The organism is Aeromonas rivipollensis (assembly GCF_010974825.1).
GTDB classification, from domain to species: domain Bacteria; phylum Pseudomonadota; class Gammaproteobacteria; order Enterobacterales; family Aeromonadaceae; genus Aeromonas; species Aeromonas rivipollensis.
The window spans coordinates 152,129-173,052 of record NZ_JAAILA010000031.1 but is presented as its reverse complement, the minus strand read 5'-3'; the positions used below and the strand labels follow the sequence as shown (position 1 = coordinate 173,052).

The 20,924-nt window shown below is 63.4% G+C and carries 6 protein-coding genes; 4 read left to right on the top strand and 2 right to left on the bottom strand.

Annotated features, from left to right (window positions below; translation table 11 throughout):
* Positions 1-85: 85 nt before the first annotated feature.
* The gene (locus G4923_RS17970; RefSeq protein ID WP_163137873.1) at positions 86-1,753 is read right to left on the bottom strand and encodes a methyl-accepting chemotaxis protein; all 1,668 of its coding nucleotides are present in this window, start codon (positions 1,751-1,753) and stop codon (positions 86-88) included.
* Between the two features lie 128 nt (positions 1,754-1,881).
* On the opposite strand from G4923_RS17970, the gene G4923_RS17965 reads away from it, so the two are divergent.
* The 4 genes from G4923_RS17965 to glpC all read left to right on the top strand — a co-directional run bounded on the left by G4923_RS17965 (position 1,882) and on the right by glpC (position 6,878).
* Positions 1,882-2,337, top strand: coding sequence for a YchJ family protein (locus tag G4923_RS17965; RefSeq protein ID WP_163137872.1), 456 nt, complete (start codon positions 1,882-1,884; stop codon positions 2,335-2,337).
* Between the two features lie 333 nt (positions 2,338-2,670).
* Entirely contained in the window at positions 2,671-4,347 is a 1,677-nt protein-coding gene (gene glpA, locus G4923_RS17960) for an anaerobic glycerol-3-phosphate dehydrogenase subunit A (protein WP_163137871.1), read from the top strand.
* Positions 4,344-5,624, top strand: coding sequence for a glycerol-3-phosphate dehydrogenase subunit GlpB (gene glpB, locus G4923_RS17955; RefSeq protein ID WP_163137870.1), 1,281 nt, complete (start codon positions 4,344-4,346; stop codon positions 5,622-5,624). Before glpA ends, glpB begins: the two co-directional genes overlap by 4 nt.
* A 51-nt stretch (positions 5,625-5,675) precedes the next feature.
* Positions 5,676-6,878 carry an anaerobic glycerol-3-phosphate dehydrogenase subunit GlpC gene (gene glpC, locus G4923_RS17950; protein WP_163137869.1) on the top strand — a complete coding sequence of 401 codons (1,203 nt, stop codon included), beginning with the start codon at positions 5,676-5,678 and terminating at the stop codon, positions 6,876-6,878.
* A 186-nt stretch (positions 6,879-7,064) separates the two neighbouring features.
* On the opposite strand, the gene G4923_RS17945 is transcribed toward glpC, so the two are convergent.
* A complete protein-coding gene (locus G4923_RS17945; RefSeq protein ID WP_163137868.1) occupies positions 7,065-20,288 on the bottom strand; it encodes a retention module-containing protein in 13,224 nt (4,407 codons plus the stop codon).
* Positions 20,289-20,924 lie beyond the last annotated feature (636 nt).

The window sequence follows — 20,924 nt, the reverse complement described above, 5'->3', positions numbered from 1 at the left end:
GGAACGAATGGCGCGATTTTCCCACATTCTGCGCCGATCCCCAAATTTGCCGTCTGGAAATGACGTCCAGACGGCAAAAATGTGACTAGTAACGGAAGCGGGAGACGAGTTGACGCAATTTGTCACCCGTACCGGCCAGGGCGCGGGTGGTGGTATTGGACTCCCCGGCGGCCTCGGTCAGCTCGCTGACGATCTGCTGTATGGCCACCAGGTTCTTGTTGATCTCCTCGGAGACCGCATGCTGCTCCTCGGCGGCGGTCGCTATCTGGATGTTCATGTCGTTGATGGTACTGACCGCCGTCACCATGCTGTCGAGGGAGCTGGCAATGTGGCTCGCCTCCTGCACCGTCTCCTGGCTGCGCGCCTCGCTCGCCTGCATTACCTCCACCGCCTGGCGCACGCCCCCCTGCAGCCGTTGCAGCATCTCGTTGATCTCCTTGGTGCTCTGCTGGGTGCGACCGGCCAGGGATCGCACCTCGTCCGCCACCACCGCAAAGCCGCGCCCCTGCTCACCGGCCCGGGCCGCCTCTATGGCCGCATTCAGGGCCAGCAGGTTGGTCTGGTCGGCGATGCCGCGTATCACCTCCACCACGGATCCTATCTTGCCGGTCTCCTGGGCCAGCTGCTCGATGACCCCGGAGGCGGTGTGCACCTCCTCCACCAGGCGGTTGATGCTGCCGATGGCACTGCCCACCACCTCACGGGCCGCATCGGATTCCCGCGCCGCGTCGCTGGTGGCCGTGGCTGCGTTGGAGGCGCTGGCCGCCACTTCCTGGGCGGTGGAACTCATCTCGGTCACCGCGGTGACCACCTGATCCGTCTCACGGCCATGGCCGTGCATCTGCCGGTCGGCGTGCTCGCTCAAGCTGTGCAACCTGTCCACGGCCCCCAGCAGCTGATGGCTGGTCTCCCCGACCTGGCTCACCACCGACTGGATCCGCTCCACGAAGCGGTTGAAGGCACTGGCCAGCTGGCCCACCTCGTCCTCGCTCTGCACCTTGAGGCGCCGGGTCAGATCCCCCTCACCGTCGGCGATGTCATTGAGGGCCGCCACCGCATCCGCCAGCGGCCGGGTGACCCGGTTGCCAAGCACCACTGTCACCGCCAGGGTCACCCCCAGGATCACCAGAATGAGCAGCACGCTGCTCTGCAGGGAGCCGTGCATGTTCTCCTCGCGCTCGCTGCGCAGGGCCGCCAGCTCGGTGTCGATGTCATCTATGTAGAAGCCGGTCCCCACCACCCACTGATACTTGTCGAGCACCAGGTTGAAGGAGAGCTTGGGCGCATCCCGCCCTATGGAAGGCTTGTTGGTCCAGTACTCCGAGTAGCCATCCCCCTCACGGGCCGCCTTGACTATCCCCTGAATGAGGAAGGTGCCCTTGGTATCCTTGTCCTGCCAGCGGTTCTTGCCCTCCACCTCGGGGCGGGTGGGCAGCAGCAGAGTATTGCCCTGGAAGTCGTAGACGAAGAAGTAACCGTCACTGCCATAACGCAAGGGGCGCAGGATCTCCTTCACCCGGGCACGGGCCTCCGGGCTGTCCGGCTCGGCATAGACCTTGTCGATGGCCGTCTTGGCAAGCATCAGGTAGCTGCTGAGCAGGGCCTTGCGCTCCTTGACCGCCTTGTCCCTCGCCACCACCAGCTCGGACTCCAGGTCGCTCCTGGCCACCAGGTAGTTGCTGAGGTTGACCACCAGGGCCATCAGCAGCACGGGGATGGCCCCCAGTAACAGGATCTTCTGCTTAAGTGTCATGGTGTAATCCTTTCTGCTGTTTATTCTTGATGTTCAGTTCCTACTGTATCGGCATGGGATGCTGGCCGAGGGGGGGCCGCTTTCGCTACAATCCCGCCATCTTCTATATCGACCCGATGAACCGACCCATGAGCCAATGTCCTTGCGGATCCTCTCTTTCTCTCCCCCAATGCTGCGGCGCGCTTCACGAAGGCCAAGCCGCCACCACCACCGAGCAGTTGATGCGTTCGCGCTACAGCGCCTTCGTGCTGGGGCTCGGCGACTACCTGGTCCACAGCTGGCACCCGGACTATCTGGGCCCTCTGACAGTGGAGGAGCTCTCCCGCACCGACACCCGCTGGGATGGGCTGGAGATCCTGGCCGCCCAGGGCGGCCCAGCGGATGAGAGCGGCATGGTGGAGTTCAAGGCCTGGTTTTTGGAGGGCGAAGAACGTCACTGCCTGCATGAGCGCTCCCGCTTCGTGCGTTACCAGGGGCGCTGGGTCTACACCGAGGGCGAGCAGGATCCCGTCCCTCTGCGGGTCGGTCGCAACGACCCCTGCCCCTGTGGCAGCGGCAAGAAGTTCAAGAAGTGCTGCGGCTGAGGACCTGGCCCGCGCTGCTGCAGGGCGGCCATCGCCTCCCCGCCGTCCATCAGGGGCGAGCCGCCATCTGCCCCTTCCTCTCTCTGCTCGGTTCTTTGCTCTCGACTTTCTGCTCTCGACTCTCTGCTCTATCCCGTATTCCCCTTCCCGCTTTTCTCTTTTTTGAGGTGCCGGCCCAGGTCCCGCCCTGATCGGGATGTGACTATGGTCACAGTTCGCTCATCAACCCCACCATCAGTGAGCGTTTGCGAACATTAATTTGGCCCATATCAAACATTTTAAGCCAGACAGGCGCCACACTGGCCCCATCTGGACGAGATGAGACGGGCAAGAATGAAAAGAATAACCACAGAAGTCGTCATCATAGGCGGCGGCGCCACCGGGGCCGGCATCATGCGCGATTGCGCGCTGCGCGGCATCGACTGCATCCTGCTGGAGCGGGATGACATAGCCGCAGGCACCACGGGGCGCAACCACGGCCTGCTCCATTCGGGGGCTCGCTACGCGGTGACGGATCCGGAGTCCGCCCGCGAGTGCATTCAGGAGAACCGCATCCTCAAGCGGATCGCCAGCCACTGCGTGGAGGCGACCGGCGGCCTCTTCCTCACCCTGCCGGAAGATGACATCCATTTCCAAAGTACCTTCATGGATGCCTGCGCCCTGGCGGGCATAGAGACACGCCAGCTGGATCCCCGCGAGGCGCTGCGGCTCGAACCCAACGCCAATCCGGCGATGATAGGCGCCATTCATGTGCCGGATGGCACCGTTGATCCCTTCCGCCTGGCCGCCGCAAACGTCTTGGATGCCAAAGAACATGGCGCCCGCATCTTCACCCACAGCAAGGTGCTGGGGCTGCTGCGCACTCAAGATCGGGTGCACGGGGTCAAGGCCATCAACACCCGCACCGGCGAGGCGTTCGAGGTGGAGTGCCAGGAGGTGATCAACGCCGCCGGCATCTGGGGCCAGCAAATCTGCGAATACGCCGATCTCGGCATCCGCATGTTCCCGGCCAAGGGCTCCCTGCTCATCATGGATTACCGCATCAACCAGCTGGTGCTCAACCGCGCCCGCAAGCCGGCGGATGCGGACATTCTGGTGCCGGGCGATACCATCTCCCTCATCGGCACCACGTCCAGCCGCATCGATTACAACAAGATTGATCAGCTCACCGTCGAACCCGAAGAGGTTGAGGTGCTGCTGCGCGAAGGGATCAAGCTTGCCCCCATCATGGCGCGCACCCGTCTGCTGCGTGCCTACGCCGGGGTGCGCCCCCTGGTGGCGGTGGACGGCGACGAGAGCGGCCGCAACATCAGCCGCGGCATAGTGCTGCTGGATCACAGCGATCGCGACGGTCTCAAGGGCTTCAACACCATCACCGGCGGCAAGCTGATGACCTACCGCCTGATGGCGGAGTGGGCCACCGATCTCATCGCCAACAAGCTCGGCAACTCCCGGCCCTGCCGCACCGCCGAACTCAATCTGCCCGGCTCGCGGGATCCGGAGAAGGTCTCGGCCCCCGGTCTCTCTGTGCCGGTCGAAGGCTCCGCCCAATACCGCCACGGCGAGCGGGTCATCGCCTTCTTCCGGGACAACCCCAGGGCCAACGCCCTCATCTGCGAGTGCGAGATGGTGACCGCAGGGGAAATCGAATACGCCCTGCGCGAGCTCGACGTGGACAACCTGGTGGATCTGCGTCGCCGTACCCGCCTCGGCATGGGTCCCTGTCAGGGGGAGCTGTGCGCCTACCGCGCCGCCGGTCTGATGCAGGAGTACGGCAAGGCCGATGGCCGTGAGGCCTGCGTCATGCTGCGCCAGTTCCTCGAGGAGCGTTACAAGGGGACCCGCCCCGTGCTCTGGGGGGATGCCCTGCGCGAAGCCGAGTTTACCTACTGGATCTACGAAGGGCTCTTTGGCCTGGGGGAATGGACGGCGCCCCATCTGGTGAGCGATCCCCCCTTTCCCCTCGCCCGGACCCCGTCAAGCCCATCCAGCCAAGGAGTGCAGCCATGAAATTTGACACTATCGTGATAGGCGGCGGCATGGCAGGCCTGTCGGCAGCCCTGCGTCTGGCTGAGGCGGGCCAGAAGACCCTGCTGATGGCCTCGGGCCAGAGCGCCCTGCACTTCTCTTCCGGCTCGGTGGATCTGCTGGAAAGCGAAGGCGACCCTCGCGCCGCCCTGCCCGCCTTTATGGCCGCCCATCCGGATCACCCCTACAGCAAGGTGGGGTTGACCAACATAGAGGCTAGCCTCGCGGATCTGCAGCGCCACTGCCACGAGCAGGGATTGCCCCTGTTTCGCCAGGAGCGCAACCATCAGCGGCTGACCCCCATCGGCACCCTGAAATCCACCTGGCTCTCCCCCGAGACCTGCGCCTGCGTCACAGAGGCCCCCGCCCCGGACGTCCTGCTGCTGGCGACGATCGAGGGCTTTCGCGACTTCCACCCGGCGCTGGCGGCCGCCAATCTGGCGACCCACGCGCGCTTCGCCCACTGCCGCATCCTGACCGGTGAAATTCGCCTGCCCCAGCTCGCCGCGTTCAGCCGCAATCCCCACGAGTTTCGCTCCGCCGACATCGCTCGCCTGTTTGACAAACAGCAACACGACAGGCAGGACCTGCTGACGGATCTGGCCCGCGAGATAGGCCGCATGGTGCAGGAGTGCGGCGAGCCTAGCTGCCGCCATATAGTGCTGCCCGCCTGCCTGTCGCTCGGACTGGTCGGTCCCCGCCTGGCTGAGCTGGAGGCGCGCACTGGCTGCACCATCAAGGAGGTGGCCACCATGCCGCCGTCCCTCATCGGGATGCGGATGCAGGAGGCGCTCAAGCGCCGCTTCCTGGCCCTCGGCGGCACCTTCCTCACCAGCGAGCGGGTGCTGGGCGCCCGCTACGACGGCGATCGGGTGATCGGCGTTCACAGCCAGAACGGCGACGATCAGCTGTTCGAGGCGGACCACTTCGTGCTCGCCTCCGGCAGCTTCTTCAGCCGCGGGCTGGAGTCCCGCCTTGGGGGCATTCGCGAGCCCATCTTCGACGCCGACGTCTTGAGCCTCCCCGAGCGCGACGCCTGGGCCGGTCGCCGCCTGTTCGACCACCACCCCTTCATGGGCTTCGGGGTCAAGACGGACGACCAGCTGCGAGTGCTGCGCGGCGGCAAGCCCCTTGCCAACCTCTATGGCGCCGGCAGCGTGCTGGCCCACTACGATCCCGTGCGAGAAGGTTCAGGCTCCGGGGTCGCCGTCGCCACCGGCTGGCAGGCCGCCAGTCATATCCTGGGCGCGGCCCAATGATTACTTCGTCCCATATCCCGTGTCTTCATCATCGCCGGGAGGAGAACTGACATGCTACTGGATCACGCCAATCAAACCTTCGATCAGTGCATCAAATGCACCGTCTGCACCGCCTACTGCCCGGTGGCCAAGGCCAACCCCGCCTACCCGGGCCCCAAGCAGGCCGGGCCCGACGGGGAGCGGCTGCGGATCAAGAGCCCTGAGCTCTTTGACAGCGCCCTCAAGCACTGCACCAACTGCAAGCGCTGTGAGGTGGCCTGCCCAAGCGGGGTGCGCATCGGCGACATCATCGCCAAGGCCAAGCACCAGTACAGCGGCTTCAAACCGGGGATCCGCGAGTTCGTGCTCTCCCACACCGATCTGATGGGCAGCATGTCCACCCTGATGGCGCCCGTGGTCAACTTCACCACGGGGCTCAAGCCGATGAAGCTGGCGCTGGACAAGGCGCTGGGGGTCTCCTCCCACCGCGACCTGCCCAAATATTCGCAGGGCACCTTCCGCGGCTGGTACAAGAAGCAAAAAGAGTCTCAGGCCCGCTTTGCGCGCCAGATCGCCTACTTCCACGGCTGCTACGTCAACTACAACCACCCGCAGCTTGGCAAGGAGCTGGTGCAGGTGCTCAACGCCATGAACATTGGTGTCCAGCTGCTGGAGCGGGAGAAGTGCTGCGGCGTGCCGCTCATTGCCAACGGCTTCATGGACAAGGCCAAGCAGCAGGCGGCCTTCAACATCAAGCAGATGGAGAACAGCCTGCTGGGCAACGAGATGCCGCTGCTGGCCACCTCCTCCACCTGCGGCTTCACCCTGAGGGACGAATACCCCCACCTGCTGGAACAGGACAACCGCAAGGTGCGGGATCGCATCTCCCTGGTGACCCGCTTCCTGTGGAACGAGTTCTACCGGGGCAACAAACCGGCGATGAAGCCGCTCAATCTGCACATCGCCTACCACACCCCCTGCCACATGGAGAAGATGGGGGGCGTCATCTACACCCTCGAATTGCTGCGCGCCATTCCCGGGGTCAAGGTGACCGTGCTCGACTCCCAGTGCTGCGGCATCGCCGGTACCTACGGCTTCAAGTCGGAGAACTACGAGACCAGCCAGACCATAGGTGAGGGGCTCTTTGATCAGATCAATCGCCTCTCCCCCGATCTGGTGATCACCGATTGCGAGACCTGTAAATGGCAGATCGAGATGAGCACGGCGTTCCGCTGCGAGCATCCGATCCACCTGCTGGCCCAGGCGCTGGCCTGACCGACCGGCACTCAGGTTTCAGCGGCCTGATTCAGGCCTGACCGACCCGGGTGCCCGACTGATAACAAAAAACAATCCACGCAGAGATCCGGTTACGCTGTGATCAACCCGCAGTAACAAACAGGCAGTGATAAAAAAAGAGCCGGCAATTGCCGGCTCTTTTCCATGGTGCTGTCTCCCTCAGATTCAGGGGTGCTGGATGATCAGGCTGTGCTGATCCAGCATGGACTGCAGTATGTCGTGAGAGGAGGAGCCGCTCAGGTTCCAGCCGCTCAGATCCACGTCCTTCAGGGTGATCTGCTGGGTTACCTGACCATCCCCCGCCGGGGAGACCGACAGGCTCACGTCGCTCAGCCCGCCGCTGCCTGCGGTCACAGACGCAGAGAGGTGGCCCAGCAAGCCATCCACACTGTTGTCGGTCACCCCCTTGAGCAGGTCCGCCAGATCTATCTTGTCCCCCTCCTCCGGGTGGAAGTCGGTGACGGTGTCGATGGCCGGCAAGGCCGCCGTCCCTTCATCGCCACTGCCCCACACGAAGAGATCGCTGCCCGCGCCACCGGTCAGGATGTCGTTGCCCTGACCGCCCCGGAGCATGTCATCCCCCAGGCCGCCCAGTATGCGATCGTCGCCGGTGGAGCCGAACAGCCAGTCACTCTGATCCGAGCCCAGCAGGTCATGGCCGCTCTGGCTGTGGATGTTGAGGGTCTCCTCGGCCGATCTCAGGGTGCTGCCACCCGCGCTGGATTCCGCACTCAGGGTCAGGGCATGATCCCCCGCCGTCAGACCGCTGAGGTAGAGGGGCACGGACTGATCCCCCGGCAGCAGCCAATCGCCGTTGCTGTCCGCATGACCCACGCTCTGGCCGTGCTCGTCCACCACCTGGGCGCTCCCCAGATTCTGGATGCGGATGGAGAGTTCGCCGGTTGCCGGGTTGACCACGCTGGCGCTCAGGTTGAGCGGCACCCAGGCCCCTTGCAGGGCATGGATGTCGTGGGTGCCCAGGCTGAGCTGGGGATCGTCTGCCTCTGCGGTCACCTGGATGCCAATCTGGGCGCTGTCGGTCAGGACGCCGCCCGATCCGGTATTGCCCTGATCCGAGGTGGTGATGGTCAGGTTGTCCTGTCCCCAGAAGTCCTTGGCCGGCTCGTAATGCAGGTTGCCATTGATGAGGTTGTTAAGATCATCAAGGGAGCCCACCAGGGTGATCTCGCGGCTGCCAGCCCCCTGCACCGAGACGGCGCCCGCCGCCCCGAGCAGGGTCAGCACGCCGTGCTCGACCCGCAGCACCATGGAGATGGGGGCAGTACCCGCATCCACGTCCTTCACGCTGATCCCGGAGAGGGACAGTGAACCATCTTCCTTCACCTGCATGGCGGCCGGCACCTGGGTCACAGGGGCATCGTTGACCGCCTGCACCTCGATGGGCAGCACGTCGGTGTCGACCAGGGCGCCCCCGCTGCCGGTGTTGCCCTTGTCATTGGTCACCATGGTCAGGGCATCCTGGCCATTGAAGTCCTGCTCGCCCTGATAGGTCACGCCGCCAGCCAGCAGGGCATTGATGGCATCTTGCGATCCGCTCAGCACCAGGGTATCGCTGCCGCTGCCAGTCACCGTCACCCCGCTGCCGTCCGCCAGCACCAGGGTGCCGTGCAGGACCGACAGACGCACCTCCATGGGGCTGCTGCCCGCATCCACGTCCTGTACCTGCAGGCCCTTGATGACGAAGGGGGTATCCTCCTGCGCCACCTGAGGGGTGCCCGGCAGCAGGTTGACGGGAGCATCGTTGACCGCTTGCACCTCGATGGGCAGCACGTCTGTGTCGCCGAGCGCCCCACCACTGCCGGTGTTGCCCAGATCATTGGTGACCATGGTCAGGGCGTCACTGCCATTGAAGTTGCTATTGCCCAGATAGTCGATGCCGCCACTGAGCAGGGCATTGATCTGTGCCAGGGTGCCACTGAGCAACAGGGAACCCGTGCCGTCGCCGGTCACCGTCACTCCGGCGGCATTGAGCACCGTCAAGGAGCCGTGAGTCACCGACAGACGCACCTCCATGGTGCCGCTGCCCGCGTCCACATCCTTCACCTGCAGTCCCTGGATGACGAAGGGCTTGTCCTCCTGGGCCACCTGGGGATCCGTTGGCAGCACGTTGATGGGGGCGTCGTTGACCGGGCTCACCTCCACCTGGATGGTGCCACTGACCTCGGGGCCGAGGGCGCCGTTGTCCAGGCTTTGGGCCGTTACCTTGAGATCCAGGGTGCCATTGGCATCGTTGGTCACCAGCTCCACGGCCGCCAGCTTGCCGCCCGTCGTGGTCACTTGCCAGACGCCGCCGCCCAGATCCACCACAGTGCCGGTCACCCCGCTCGGCAGACGGATCTCTGCCCCATCGGGAACCCCTTCTATGGTGACCCGCACCTGCTCCGGGCCGTTCTCGTGAACGTTGGTGGCGCTGCCGCCGGTGGCCTGGGTGTCCTTGGTCTCCAGCCCCAGGTTGAGGGTGACCACGTCCCCCTCGGTGCCGCTCGCCTTGTCCTGAATGTCGGCGATGATGACATCCCCCACCGGCTTGACGGTGACGGTGAAGCTGTCGCTGGTCTCGAGGGGCATGGTGAGCCCTTTGTCCAGGGTGAAGGCGCTCAGGGTGAGCTCCACGTTGCCGCTGAAGTTGGCGGGCGGGATCAGGGTCAGCTTGGAGAAGTCTGTGCCCACAGGCACCTGCCATACGCCACCGCCGTTGTTGACCGCCGGTGCCGACAGGGTGAAGCCGTCCGGCACGCCCTTGATCTGCAGCGCCACTATCTGCTCGGAGCCATCATTGTCGACCAGGGTCGCACCTAGCCCGCCGAGGCTGACGCTGCCATCCTCGTTGCCGCTCACATCCTTCACCGTGAGCTGGGCCGGATCATTGACCGGCAGCACCTCGAAGCTCGCATTGCCACTCCAGCTGCCGCGATCCGTCCCCGTGGTGGCACTGTCCAGAATGTCGACCTTGATGCCCAGGGGTACCTGACCGCTGAAGTGCTCCCTGGGTACGAACACCAGATCCTTGAGGCCATTGGCATCCACCACCAGGGACTGGACGGGATTCCTATTAGCATCGAGGAAATGGCCGTACTTGGCATCCACTGTCAGGGTTACCCGCTCCACCGTCTCCAGGCCGCCGTTGGCCACCGAGGGGCTGATGTCCGCGAGTTTGACCGAGAGATCGAGGTGGATCTCGGTGTCTTCCAGGTTGCTCGGCTGACCGTTCACCTCCTTCACCTGCAGGTGCAGCTCGGGCTGGCCATCTGCGCCGCCCTTGATGTCCACCTCGGGGGTGATGGAGAGGGAAACGACCTTCTCCACCGTATTGGTGTTGCCGCTCACTGTGTCGGTATTGACCAGACGCACGTTGAAGCTAAGGTCGCTGCCAGCGTAATCCTCCGGCAGGGTCAGGGTCAGCTTGTCGAGGTCACTGAGGCCACCCGGCAGCTTGATGAGGTACTCGCCGTTGACGAAGTCGAAGGTGAGCCCCTGCACGCTCACGCCGGGGGGCAGACCGGTGAGGACTATGCTGAGCTCGTCATCACCGATGTTTGCCGTCCCCAGGGTCACCATGCTCTTGAGCTGGGTGCCGAAGTTGACGCCGTGATCCTCTACCCCTGTGATGGGCTGGCTGTTGTCGAGATCGACGCCGGCCGCAAGCTGGCCAGAGTGGGTTGCACCTTTGAACTCGGCGCTGGTGGTGATCTCCCGATAAGCCGGTGCGCTGACATCCCCTTCGTTGTTGTCGCCAAGATCGATCACCTTGGCGCTGACCTTGAAGGTGGCAGTGCCGGTGAAACCATCCGGTGAACGCAGGGAGAAGCTCCCGAGGGCGCTGTTAGGCACTGTCCAGTTGCCCTGGCCGTCGTTGATCCCGCCCACCACCACGAAGCCGGGGGGCAGATCGCTGATGACCAGGTAGTCGATGACCTCATCGCTGGTCGGATCCCTGTCATCGAACACGAAGACATCTTTGAGCGGGATGTCATGACCATCCGGGCTGACCAGATCCCCACCCTGCTGCACCAGGTTGCCATCCGGTTCGACCACGGCCTGGATATCCACGTGCAGCTGACCATTGACCTCTTTGCTGACTACAACATTGGAATCCACATCCTTCTGAGTCACGGTGACATGGCTTTTGATGGTGGTGTCCCTGTCGCTGTCTTGTGGCGCCTTCACCAGCAGCTGACCGCCGCCGAGCAGGCTCTTCAGATCCGCGTCACTCAACTCCACCTTGCCGCCCGTCACGTTAAGCTGGGTCTCGGCCCCGCCCACCCGGATCCAGATCTCGTAACCCGGCTCTATGTCGGAGAGGCTGAGGTGAGTCACCTTTTCGGCGCTGTCGGTCAGGTCCGGCTGCCAGTCGAGCACGGCGAACTCATCCTCCAGACCATGGCTGGTCTTGGCATAGTCACCGGCATCGATCGCGGGCTCCACCTTGATGGTGAGCGGCACGTCGAAACGCTGGTGATCCCCGTCGTTCTCGGTCACCACCACGTGGCCGATGAGGTGGATGTCGGCGGTGCTGTTGGGGGGCGGCTGGATCTGCAGGTGGCCCAGACTCGAGACGTCGACCTGATAGGTCGGCTTGCCCTGGGCGTCGAGCCCGGCGAAGGTGAGGGTGAGCTCCTGGCCATTATCACCGAACACCTTGGCCCCTTCCGGCAAGCCTTCCAGCACCAGGTTGAGGGTTTCGGAACCATCCCTCGTCGTCTCCCCCGATTCGAGCTTGAAGTTCAGCGGCGCCTTGCCATCTTCCCCTATGGTGGTGGTGTAGCCCTTGCCATCCAGGGTCCAGCCGCTGCTGTCCAAATTAAAATGAGGCTCATCCACCACCCCGACCAGATCCACATGCAGGTTCTGGCTGCCGGTGACCTTCTCGTTGACCACTGTCTGGGTCTGACCATTGGCATCGGTCAGGGTGGCGGTGTCTTTTACCACCCCCTGGATGTTGAGATCGAAGTCGACGTTGCTGTCCTTCGGCGGCTCGAGCTTGAGCTCGCCGATGCGGGCATAGGGCACCTCGTAATAACCGTTCGCATCCAGGGTGACCGCCACGCCGCCGAGCCAGAGGGTGGCGCCGGCGGGCAGGCCGCTGATGCGCACGAACATCTGCTCGGAGCCATCAGCTGTATCCCCCAGATGGGCGAGCGCTATCTTGCTGCCCAGATCCAGCAGGCTGTCTTCCTTGCCCTGGATGTCGCGCACCGTCAGCTTGGCGTCATCCGCCTGCGGGTTGACGTTGATGATGAGATCGATGGGATCCCCAAGGGCTGTCTCCTTCCCGGTGACTACGGGGGTTTTCTCCGTGCTCACCGGCGTCACGACAAGCTTGATGTCACCGCTGTAGTCCTTGCCGGGCACGACTGTGATCTTGTTGATGTCCCCCGCAGAGACGGTATAGAGGCCGTTCGCGTCGGGCGTGAGCACCTTGCCGTTCAGGGTCAGGCTGCCCTCGCCGGACGCCCACCTGATCTGGTAGCTCAGGGTCTCTGAGCCATCGGTGTCGGTGAGCCTGGCCTGCACGTTGAGGGCGATGCCGGTGCTGTCCTCATCGGTGCTGTAGTGCTTATTCGTGCTGCCGTCATCCCAGAGCGGCTTGTCGGCAATGCCCTGCACAGTAATATCCAGGTTGCCGGTCAGCACTGAGGGTTTGCTCCCCTCGGTGACGCCGACCTGCAACTGGATCGGGAAGCGAAGCGGGTTGCCGCCATCGCTCTGGCTCGAATAGTCATGATCGGGCACAAAGGTCACGCCCTTGAGTTCGAACTTGTCGTTGGTACCGGCAACGGCTTGCATCGCCGCTGGCGGCACCTGGTACCAGGTCTTGCCACCCTGGGTGATGGTGGTGAGCGCAACACCGTTGAAATAGAAGGTGCCATGGGCATTGGCCGGGGCCTGGATCAGCAATTTCTCAACGAACTCGCCCCGATCGAAGTCGCCTATGTCCAGGTTCATGGCGATGGGAATGCCCTGGCTTGGATCCAGCGCCCCCTCATCTTCCTGCCCGGTCGCAGCAGTCACGTTAAGGAGACCAGCCTCATCCCTTATGGTCAGGGTCAGCACCCCATCATCGGTATCCCCATCACCATCCACCAGGTGGAAGTCGACCTTCTGCACCAGGGTGTTGTTGCTGTGATCTATATCCGCCCGGGCGGTGAAGCTGTAATTCCCCTCGGCGTTGATCACCAGGGTGCCTATGGTCTGCCCAGTGCTGTCTGTGACCGCAATGGTGGTGTTGCCGCTGGCGGAAATGGAGTGTTCGACCCCGTTGATGGTGACCGATTTTATCACGGCATCGTCGGCTCCCTCGCTGGCGGTAGCCAGCAGATCGCCGCTCACTTTCGCCCCCTGGTTCAGGGTCTTGCTGTAATCGTCCGCGTCAGGCACATCGTCCCGCACGCTGACGTGGCCTATCACCTCGCCGCTGAGATCCCCATCGCTGTCCAGGGCCTGCAACGGCAGCTGAATATCCAGCAGATCATCGCCCTGAGCACTGTGATCCAGATTGCCGGTCAGCTCGAAGGTATAACGGCCAGAGACATCCAGGGTCAGCTTGAAGATGAGCTTGCCCCCGCTGTCCTTGCCCAGATAGACACCCGGCTGGCTGTCGGCGCTGATGCTGACGGCCTTGCCCCCGGAGCTGAGCTGGTTGAGGGCGTTGAAGCGGGCCACATCCAGTTGCAGGGCCACCACCTTGTCGCTACCCGCATCGATGACCACCTGCCCGGTGGCTTTCTCCCCTGTACCCGCAGGGTTGGTGCCCCCGTGCTGACCAGTGCCGCCATTGAGATCCGACTCATTGACGGTGACACTCCCGATGGAGCTGATCACGGGGTTGGCGGCATCTTTGATCACTGCCGTTGTATTGCCGTTGATCACAGAGCCGTCGCTGTCGGTCACCTGGACCGGCAGGGTCAGGTTCAGCTTGTCGTCGGCGCCGTGATCCAGGTTGGTGTGCACAGTCACCTGGTAATCCAGGGTCGCCGAGCTGTGGGCCGCTATGCTGCCCGGCACGCTCGGCAGGGTCACGCTCAGCACCAGGGTGCCGCTCGCGGTCACTCCCTGGAAGCTGTGGCCATTGCTGCCCGGCACCTCCTGCCAGGTCAGGGTCTCGCCGTTGTGGGTGATGGCCTTGCCGCTGGCATCCACGACCTGACCGGAGAGAGTCAGGCGCACGTCCACCACGGGATCCGAGTCGGCGGTGATGGTCAGGGTGCCGGTGGTCTGCTGGTCGTCACCTGTCTGGTTGCTCGCGGCCCCATCGAAGCGCCCCTCGGTCAGGGTCACCCCGGTGAGGCTGAGGGTCGGCTTGTCCCCTTCCGCAACGCTGATGTTGAGGGTGCCCGAGGTGGTGTCGTTGTTGCCTGATCCCTTGTCGCTGTCGACGACGTTGACCTTGAACGGCAGCGCTGTGCTGCCACCATTGGTCTGGTGTACCCCCTCGAACAGGGTCACCTTGTAGTCAAAACCGTTGCTGGCGGCGTTATCGAGCTTGCCGCTGATTTCGACCTGCAGCACCTCGACCCGCACCCCGTTCACTTCCACATAGCCCTTGAGGATCTGGTTGCCCGGGATGCCGGCATCGCCGTCCACCAGTTCGTATTTCACGCTCTGGCCCAGGGCGGTCAGGGCCGGCTGCTCTGCGATATCGGCGAACGACACCTCGCTCACCCGATCCGAGCCCGCATCAATCTGGAACTGGCCTGTACCGGTCAGAGGGTTGCTGCCATCGAGGTTGCCCTCGTCCAGGCTCACCCCGCTGCCTGCCACGAAGCCAGGCGCATTGCCGTCCTTGATGGTCAGCGGCAACTGGGTGGAGACTCTGTCCCCGTCCTTGTCCGTGAGGGTGATGGCAAGAGGCAGGTCGAGGGACTCGCTACCCTGGTGATCCAGCTCACCGCTCAAGGTCACCTTGGTGGTGACGCTCCAGTTGCCGTTGCTGTCCACCAGATCCAGCTCGGCGCGCAGCACCTCGCGGCCGTCCGCGCTGGTGCCCACCAGATCCCCGTTGGCATCCAGGGTAAAGGTGACAGGGCTGCCGTGGCTGCTGTATTTGCCATCCAGACTGCTCTGGATCGCCGCGATATCGAACCTGAGGCTGCTCTGATCGAGGGCATCCGAGCCGTGGCTCACGGTGAAGCTCATATTGCCCACCACGGCGGCGTCGCCCTGGTTGGCCTCGGTCAGGCTGGTACCGGTCACGGCGCTGATCACCGGGTTGGCTCCATCGCCGATGGCGACGCTTAAAGAAGAGGAGACTTTGTCCCCATCACTGTCTGTGAGGGTGAAGCCCGCCTTGATCAGGCTGTCCGCACTGCCCTGATCCAGCGGCTGGTTCAGGGTGAAGACGTAGTGACCTTTCTGATCAAGCGTGAGGGTGAACACATTCTGGCCGTTGACGGCGCCGCTGATGCTGTTGCCGCTGATGCTGATGACAACTGGCTGACCGCCGCTGGTGAGCCCCTGCAGGCCCGGCTGGCTGGCATCGAAACTGATGCTGGCAAGGGGATCGCTGCCGGCGGTGATGTTGAGATCCCCGGAGAGGGTCTGGGCCGCGCTCCAGTTGCTGTCTTCGGTCAGAGTCAGGGAGACGGGGTCGACCTGGGGCAAGGCGCCGTCGGTGATCTGGATATTGAGGGTGCCGAGGTTGCTCTGGTCGCCGTCAAAGTCGGTGCCTTGCACCTGCAGCCCCAGGTTGACGCTGTTGGTGCCCACAGGTTGATCCAGCACGCCATCGAGCTTCATATGATACTTGCCATCCAAGTCCAGGGTCACGGTCAGCACCGTCTTGCCACCCGCATCCAGCAGGGTAATGGCATTGCCGTTGACCTGATAGCTGGTCGGCTTGCCGCCGCTGGTGAGACCATCCAGAGCGGGCTGGTTCCCCTCGAAGTTCAGGGACACCAGGCGATCGCTGCCCACATTGACCGGCAGTTGGCCATCCAGGCTCTGACCGGCGGCCCCTTCCTGCAGGCTGATGCCGCCGTCGATGCCGAGGCTGGGGTCGGCGGCATCGGTGATCACGGCTGTTGTATTGCCGTTGATCACAGAGCCATCGCTGTCGGTCACCTGGACCGGCAGGGTCAGGGTGAGCTTGTCGTCGGCGCCGTGATCCAGGTTGGTGTGCATAGTGACCTGGTAATCCAGGGTCGCCGAGCTGTGGGCCGCTATGCTTCCCGGCACGCTCGGCAGGGCCACGCTCAGCACCAGGGTGCCGCTCGCGGTCACTCCCTGGAAACTGTGGCCATTGCTGCCCGGCACCTCCTGCCAGGTGAGCGTCTCACCGTTGTGGGTGATGGCCTTGCCGCTGGCATCCACGACCTGACCGGAGAGGGTCAGGCGTACGTCCACCACGGGATCAGAATCCGCCTTGATGGTCAGGGTGCCGGTGGCCTGCTGGTCGTCCACCGTCTGGTTGTTTGCTGCCCCATCGAAGCGCCCTTCATTCAGGGTCACCCCGGTGAGGCTGAGGGTCGGTTTGTCCCCTTCCGCAACGCTGATGTTGAGGGTGCCCGAGGTGGTGTCGTTGTTGCCTGATCCCTTGTCGCTGTCGACGACGTTGACCTTGAACGGCAGCGCTGTGCTGCTGCCATTGGTCTGGTGTACCCCCTCGAACAGGGTCACCTTGTAGTCAAAACCGTTGCTGGCGGCGTTGTCGAGCTTGCCGCTGATTTCGACCTGCAGCACCTCGACCCGTACCCCGTTCACTTCCACATAGCCCTTGAGGATCTGGTTGCCCGGGATGCCGGCATCGCCGTCCACCAGTTCGTATTTCACGCTCTGGCCCAGGGCGGTCAGGGCCGGCTGCTCGGCGGGATCGGCGAAAGACACCTCGCTCACCCGATCCGAGCCTGCGTCCACGGTGAAGTGGCCCGTGCCGGTCAGGGGGTTGCTGCCATCGAGGTTGCCCTCGTCCAGGCTCACCCCGCTGCCTGCCACGAAGCCGGGCGCATTGCCGTCCTTGATGGTCAGCGGCAACTGGGTGGAGACTCTGTCCCCATCCTTGTCCGTGAGGGTGATGGCAAGAGGCAGGTCGAGGGACTCGCTGCCCTGGTGATCCAGCTCACCGCTCAGGGTCACCTTGGTGGTGACGCTCCAGTTGCCGTTGCTGTCCACCAAGTCCAGCTCGGCGCGCAGCACCTCGCGGCCATCCGCGCTGGTGCCCACCAGATCCCCATTGGCATCCAGGGTAAAGGTAACCGGGCTGCCGTGGCTGCTGTATTTGCCGTCCAGACTGCTCTGGATCGCCGCGATATCGAACCTGAGGCTGCTCTGATCGAGGGCATCCGAGCCGTGGTTCACGGTGAAGCTCATATTGCCCACCACGGCGGCGTCGCCCTGGTTGGCCTCGGTCAGGCTGGAGCCGGTCACGGCGCTGATCACCGGGTTGGCCCCATCGCCGATGGCGACGCTTAAAGAAGAGGAGACTTTGTCCCCATCACTGTCTGTGAGGGTGAATCCCGCCTTGATCAGGCTGTCCGCACTGCCCTGATCCAGCGGCTGGTTCAGGGTGAAGACGTAGTGACCTCTCTGATCAAGCGTGAGGGTGAACACATTCTGGCCGTTGACGGCGCCACTGATGCTGTTGCCGCTGATGCTGATGACAACTGGCTGACCGCCGCTGGTGAGCCCCTGCAGGCCCGGCTGGCTGGCATCGAAGCTGATGTTGGCAAGGGGATCGCTGCCGGCGGTGATGTTGAGATCCCCGGACAGGGTCTGGGCCGCGCTCCAGTTGCTGTCTTCGGTCAGGGTCAGAGAGACAGGGTCGACCTGGGGCAAGGCGCCGTCGGTGATCTGGATGTTGAGGGTGCCGAGGTTGCTCTGGTCGCCGTCAAAGTCGGTGCCCTGCACCTGCAGCCCCAGATTGACGCTGTTGGTGCCCACAGGTTGATCCAGCACACCGTCGAGCTGCACATGGTACTTGCCGTCCAGATCCAGGGTCACGGTCAGCACCGTCTTGCCACCCGCATCCAGCAGGGTGATGAGATTGCCGTTGACCTGATAGCTGGTCGGCTTGCCGCCGCTGGTGAGACCATCCAGGGCGGGCTGGTTCCCCTCGAAGTTCAGGGACACCAGGCGATCGCTGCCCACATTGACCGGCAGTTGGCCATCCAGGCTCTGACCCATGGCCCCTTCCTGAAGGCTGATGCCGCCGTCGATGCCGAGGCTGGGATCCATGCCGTCATTGATGGCGACCTGGAGATCGGCGCGGGTCTCGTCACCGTCTATCTCCTTGGCAGAGATGGAGAGGCCGAGGGAGAGCTGGTCGCAGCCCTGATGATCCAGCGGGCCATTGAGGGAGACGGTGACCTTGCCCTTGACGTCGCTGCCCGACTGGCTGGCGTCGAGTTCGGCTTTCAGCACCTCGACCCGGTTGCCGTTGGCATCCTGGTAATAGCCGGTCAGCAGGCGATCGCCGGTGAATTCGAAGCTGAGCACATGGCCGTCGCTGCTGAGCCCGCTGCCGCTCAGGCGAGTGAGCGTCGCGGCCTGATCGGCAAAGGCAAGGGAGTCCGCCAGCAGGGGATCGGCCTGGTGGCCGACCACGAACTCGCTCTGACCCACCACGGCGCCCTGCTGGGTGAAGCCGTCTTCCGTGAGCGAGATGGGGGCTATGGTGAAGTCCGGCGGCGTGCTGTCCACCAGTTTGACGGTGAGATTGGCGCTCACCAGATCCCCGTCGCTGTCGCGATATTCGAGGGAGAACGGCAGGCTCTGGCTGTCCTGGCCGTGATCCAGGCTCTGCTGCCAGAGGATGCGATAGCTGCCGTCATTGGCCAGGGTCAGGGTGAAGACGGTGACGCCCCCCGCGCTCGCGGTCAGGGTCTGGCCGTTTATCTGGTAGCTGAGGGCAGCGCCCTGGCTGGTCAGGCCGAGCTGCTCGAGGGCGCTCTGATCGGCGCCGAAGCTCACCTGCAGGTTGCCATCCATGCCCGCCCCCGTGTGCAGGGAGCCGGTGGCGCTCACCGGGCCCTTGGCCAGATCCGCCTCGGACAGGGTCAGGGTATCGCTCTGGCCGATGAGGGGGGCGCCATCGATCACCCGGTTCCCCGCCAGATCCGTCACCTCGGCGCGCACCTCGAAGGGGCCTTGAATGCCGGAGAGATCCAGGCCATTGAGCTGCCAGCGACCGTCGCTCCCCACCAGGGCGGCGCCGCTGTAGAGGGTCTGGCCGTTCTGGCCGATGAGGCTGATGGTGACGCGCTGGCCCGCTTCCACCTCTGTGGTGCTGCCGCTCAGGGTGACATTGTCGTGGCCCAGGATGTTCTGGGTGTCGAGATCGTCGATGTCGATGCCGGCCCGGGTATCGACGGTGACGGTCAGGGTGTCGCTGGCTCTGTTGCCGGCGATGTCCACCGAATCGACGCGAAAATCATAGGCGCCGTCGGCCATGTCACTGGGGATCTGGTATTGCCAGTTGCCGTTGCCATCCACTGTGAGCACGGTCAGAACGTTTCCGCCGAGGCTCAGGGTGACGGTGGCACCGGGCTCTCCCTTGCCTTGCAGCAGCGGCGTGGTGTCGCGGGTCAGATCGTCCACCTGGCTGGCGCCGGTGTCGCTCTCGTCACTGAGATCCAGCGTGATGGTGGTGATGGTGTCGAGCAGGGTCTGACCGGTGTCGCTGGCCCGGTTGCCGGCGGCATCCTGGGTATCGGCCACTATGGTGAGCGGACCGTCCACCAGCTTGCCGGTGACGTCACCGAAGTTGGCCTCCCAGACGAAGCCCGGCAGCACCACTGTGGTGGTGGTGAGTCGGTTACCATCCTGGTCTATCAGGGTAACGGTGACGGTCTGGCCGACCTCCACATCCTCGACAAAGCCGCGAATGATGACGCCGGTCGCCTCGTCGGCGTTGATGATGTTGTCGGTGGTCTGGGGCTCGGTGATGGTGATGCCCGCCAGGAGATCCTGATCTTCCGAATAGAGCAGCTCGTCCCCTGGCTGGGCACCCTGATGATCGGTGTCAAAGCCAGACTCCGCCAGGGTATATTCGCTGTTGAGATCCACCACCACAAAGCCGCCAGCGCTGGAGCCGACCACACCGCCACCCGTGGCGGCTGCCGCGTTACCGGCCGCGGTCTCCTCAAACAGCTCGGTCGGGTCGGCCCCCTGACGGATGGCCTCCTGCAAGCTGGCCAGCTCGGGATCCATGGCCAGGTTCGGTTCTGTCTGCGCCAGCTCGGGCTGGTCGGCGTTTGGGGTCTTCGCGGGATCGGCCAGCTCGAAACGCCCGTCCCCTTCGGTGAGCAGGCGCATTCCCGGCAGCAGCTGCATCCCCAGAGTAGCAGGGTGCAAGGAGCCATTGGCATCCATTACAAACACGGCACCCTCCACCTGGGTAACAAGAGTCGGTTTCTCTATTCGCAGCTCAGCCATACATCCTCCAACGGGTAAACACAGACAGTCCAGACCCACAAGGGTACAGGACGTCACCGTGACAGGCGGCTATTTTACCGCCTCTACGGACACAGATCCCTTCGTCATTTTCGAAAATATCGAAAGTAAATGCCGCAAACCTTCCTATTAAATTCAAAAAAGAGCTGCAATTCATGGAATAGCTCAGGATATAAGTCCGATTTTCTGCCTGAAATTAAGAATATAACCCTATTGGCACCCATTCATGCGACAGCTTCTGACCTGAACGCGCCCGACAGGCTTTCCCACTATTTCACCAGGGGAAGGCAAGACACCCCTCCCCAGCAGAAATAAAGAATAAGTATTCATTTTCGCTTGGCGGCACCCCAGGTCACAGAGGCCATTCCCCTGCTCTCCCGCCCTTTGGCACGCTCCCGCATCCCCGAGGCGATGGCCAGCCGCAGCGCATCACCATGGAGAGATGATGGGGGTAACCACCCGACTGGGCTCAATAATTCAACCTGGATCTCACTTTTTGCATTAGCCCCCCATGCCAATTGATCTAGCGCAACTCCCACAGGGATAAATGATTATCCATTTTACCCATTTGGTATTATCTCCACGAGCAAATGCATAAAAATCATTTTCTATGCAGTC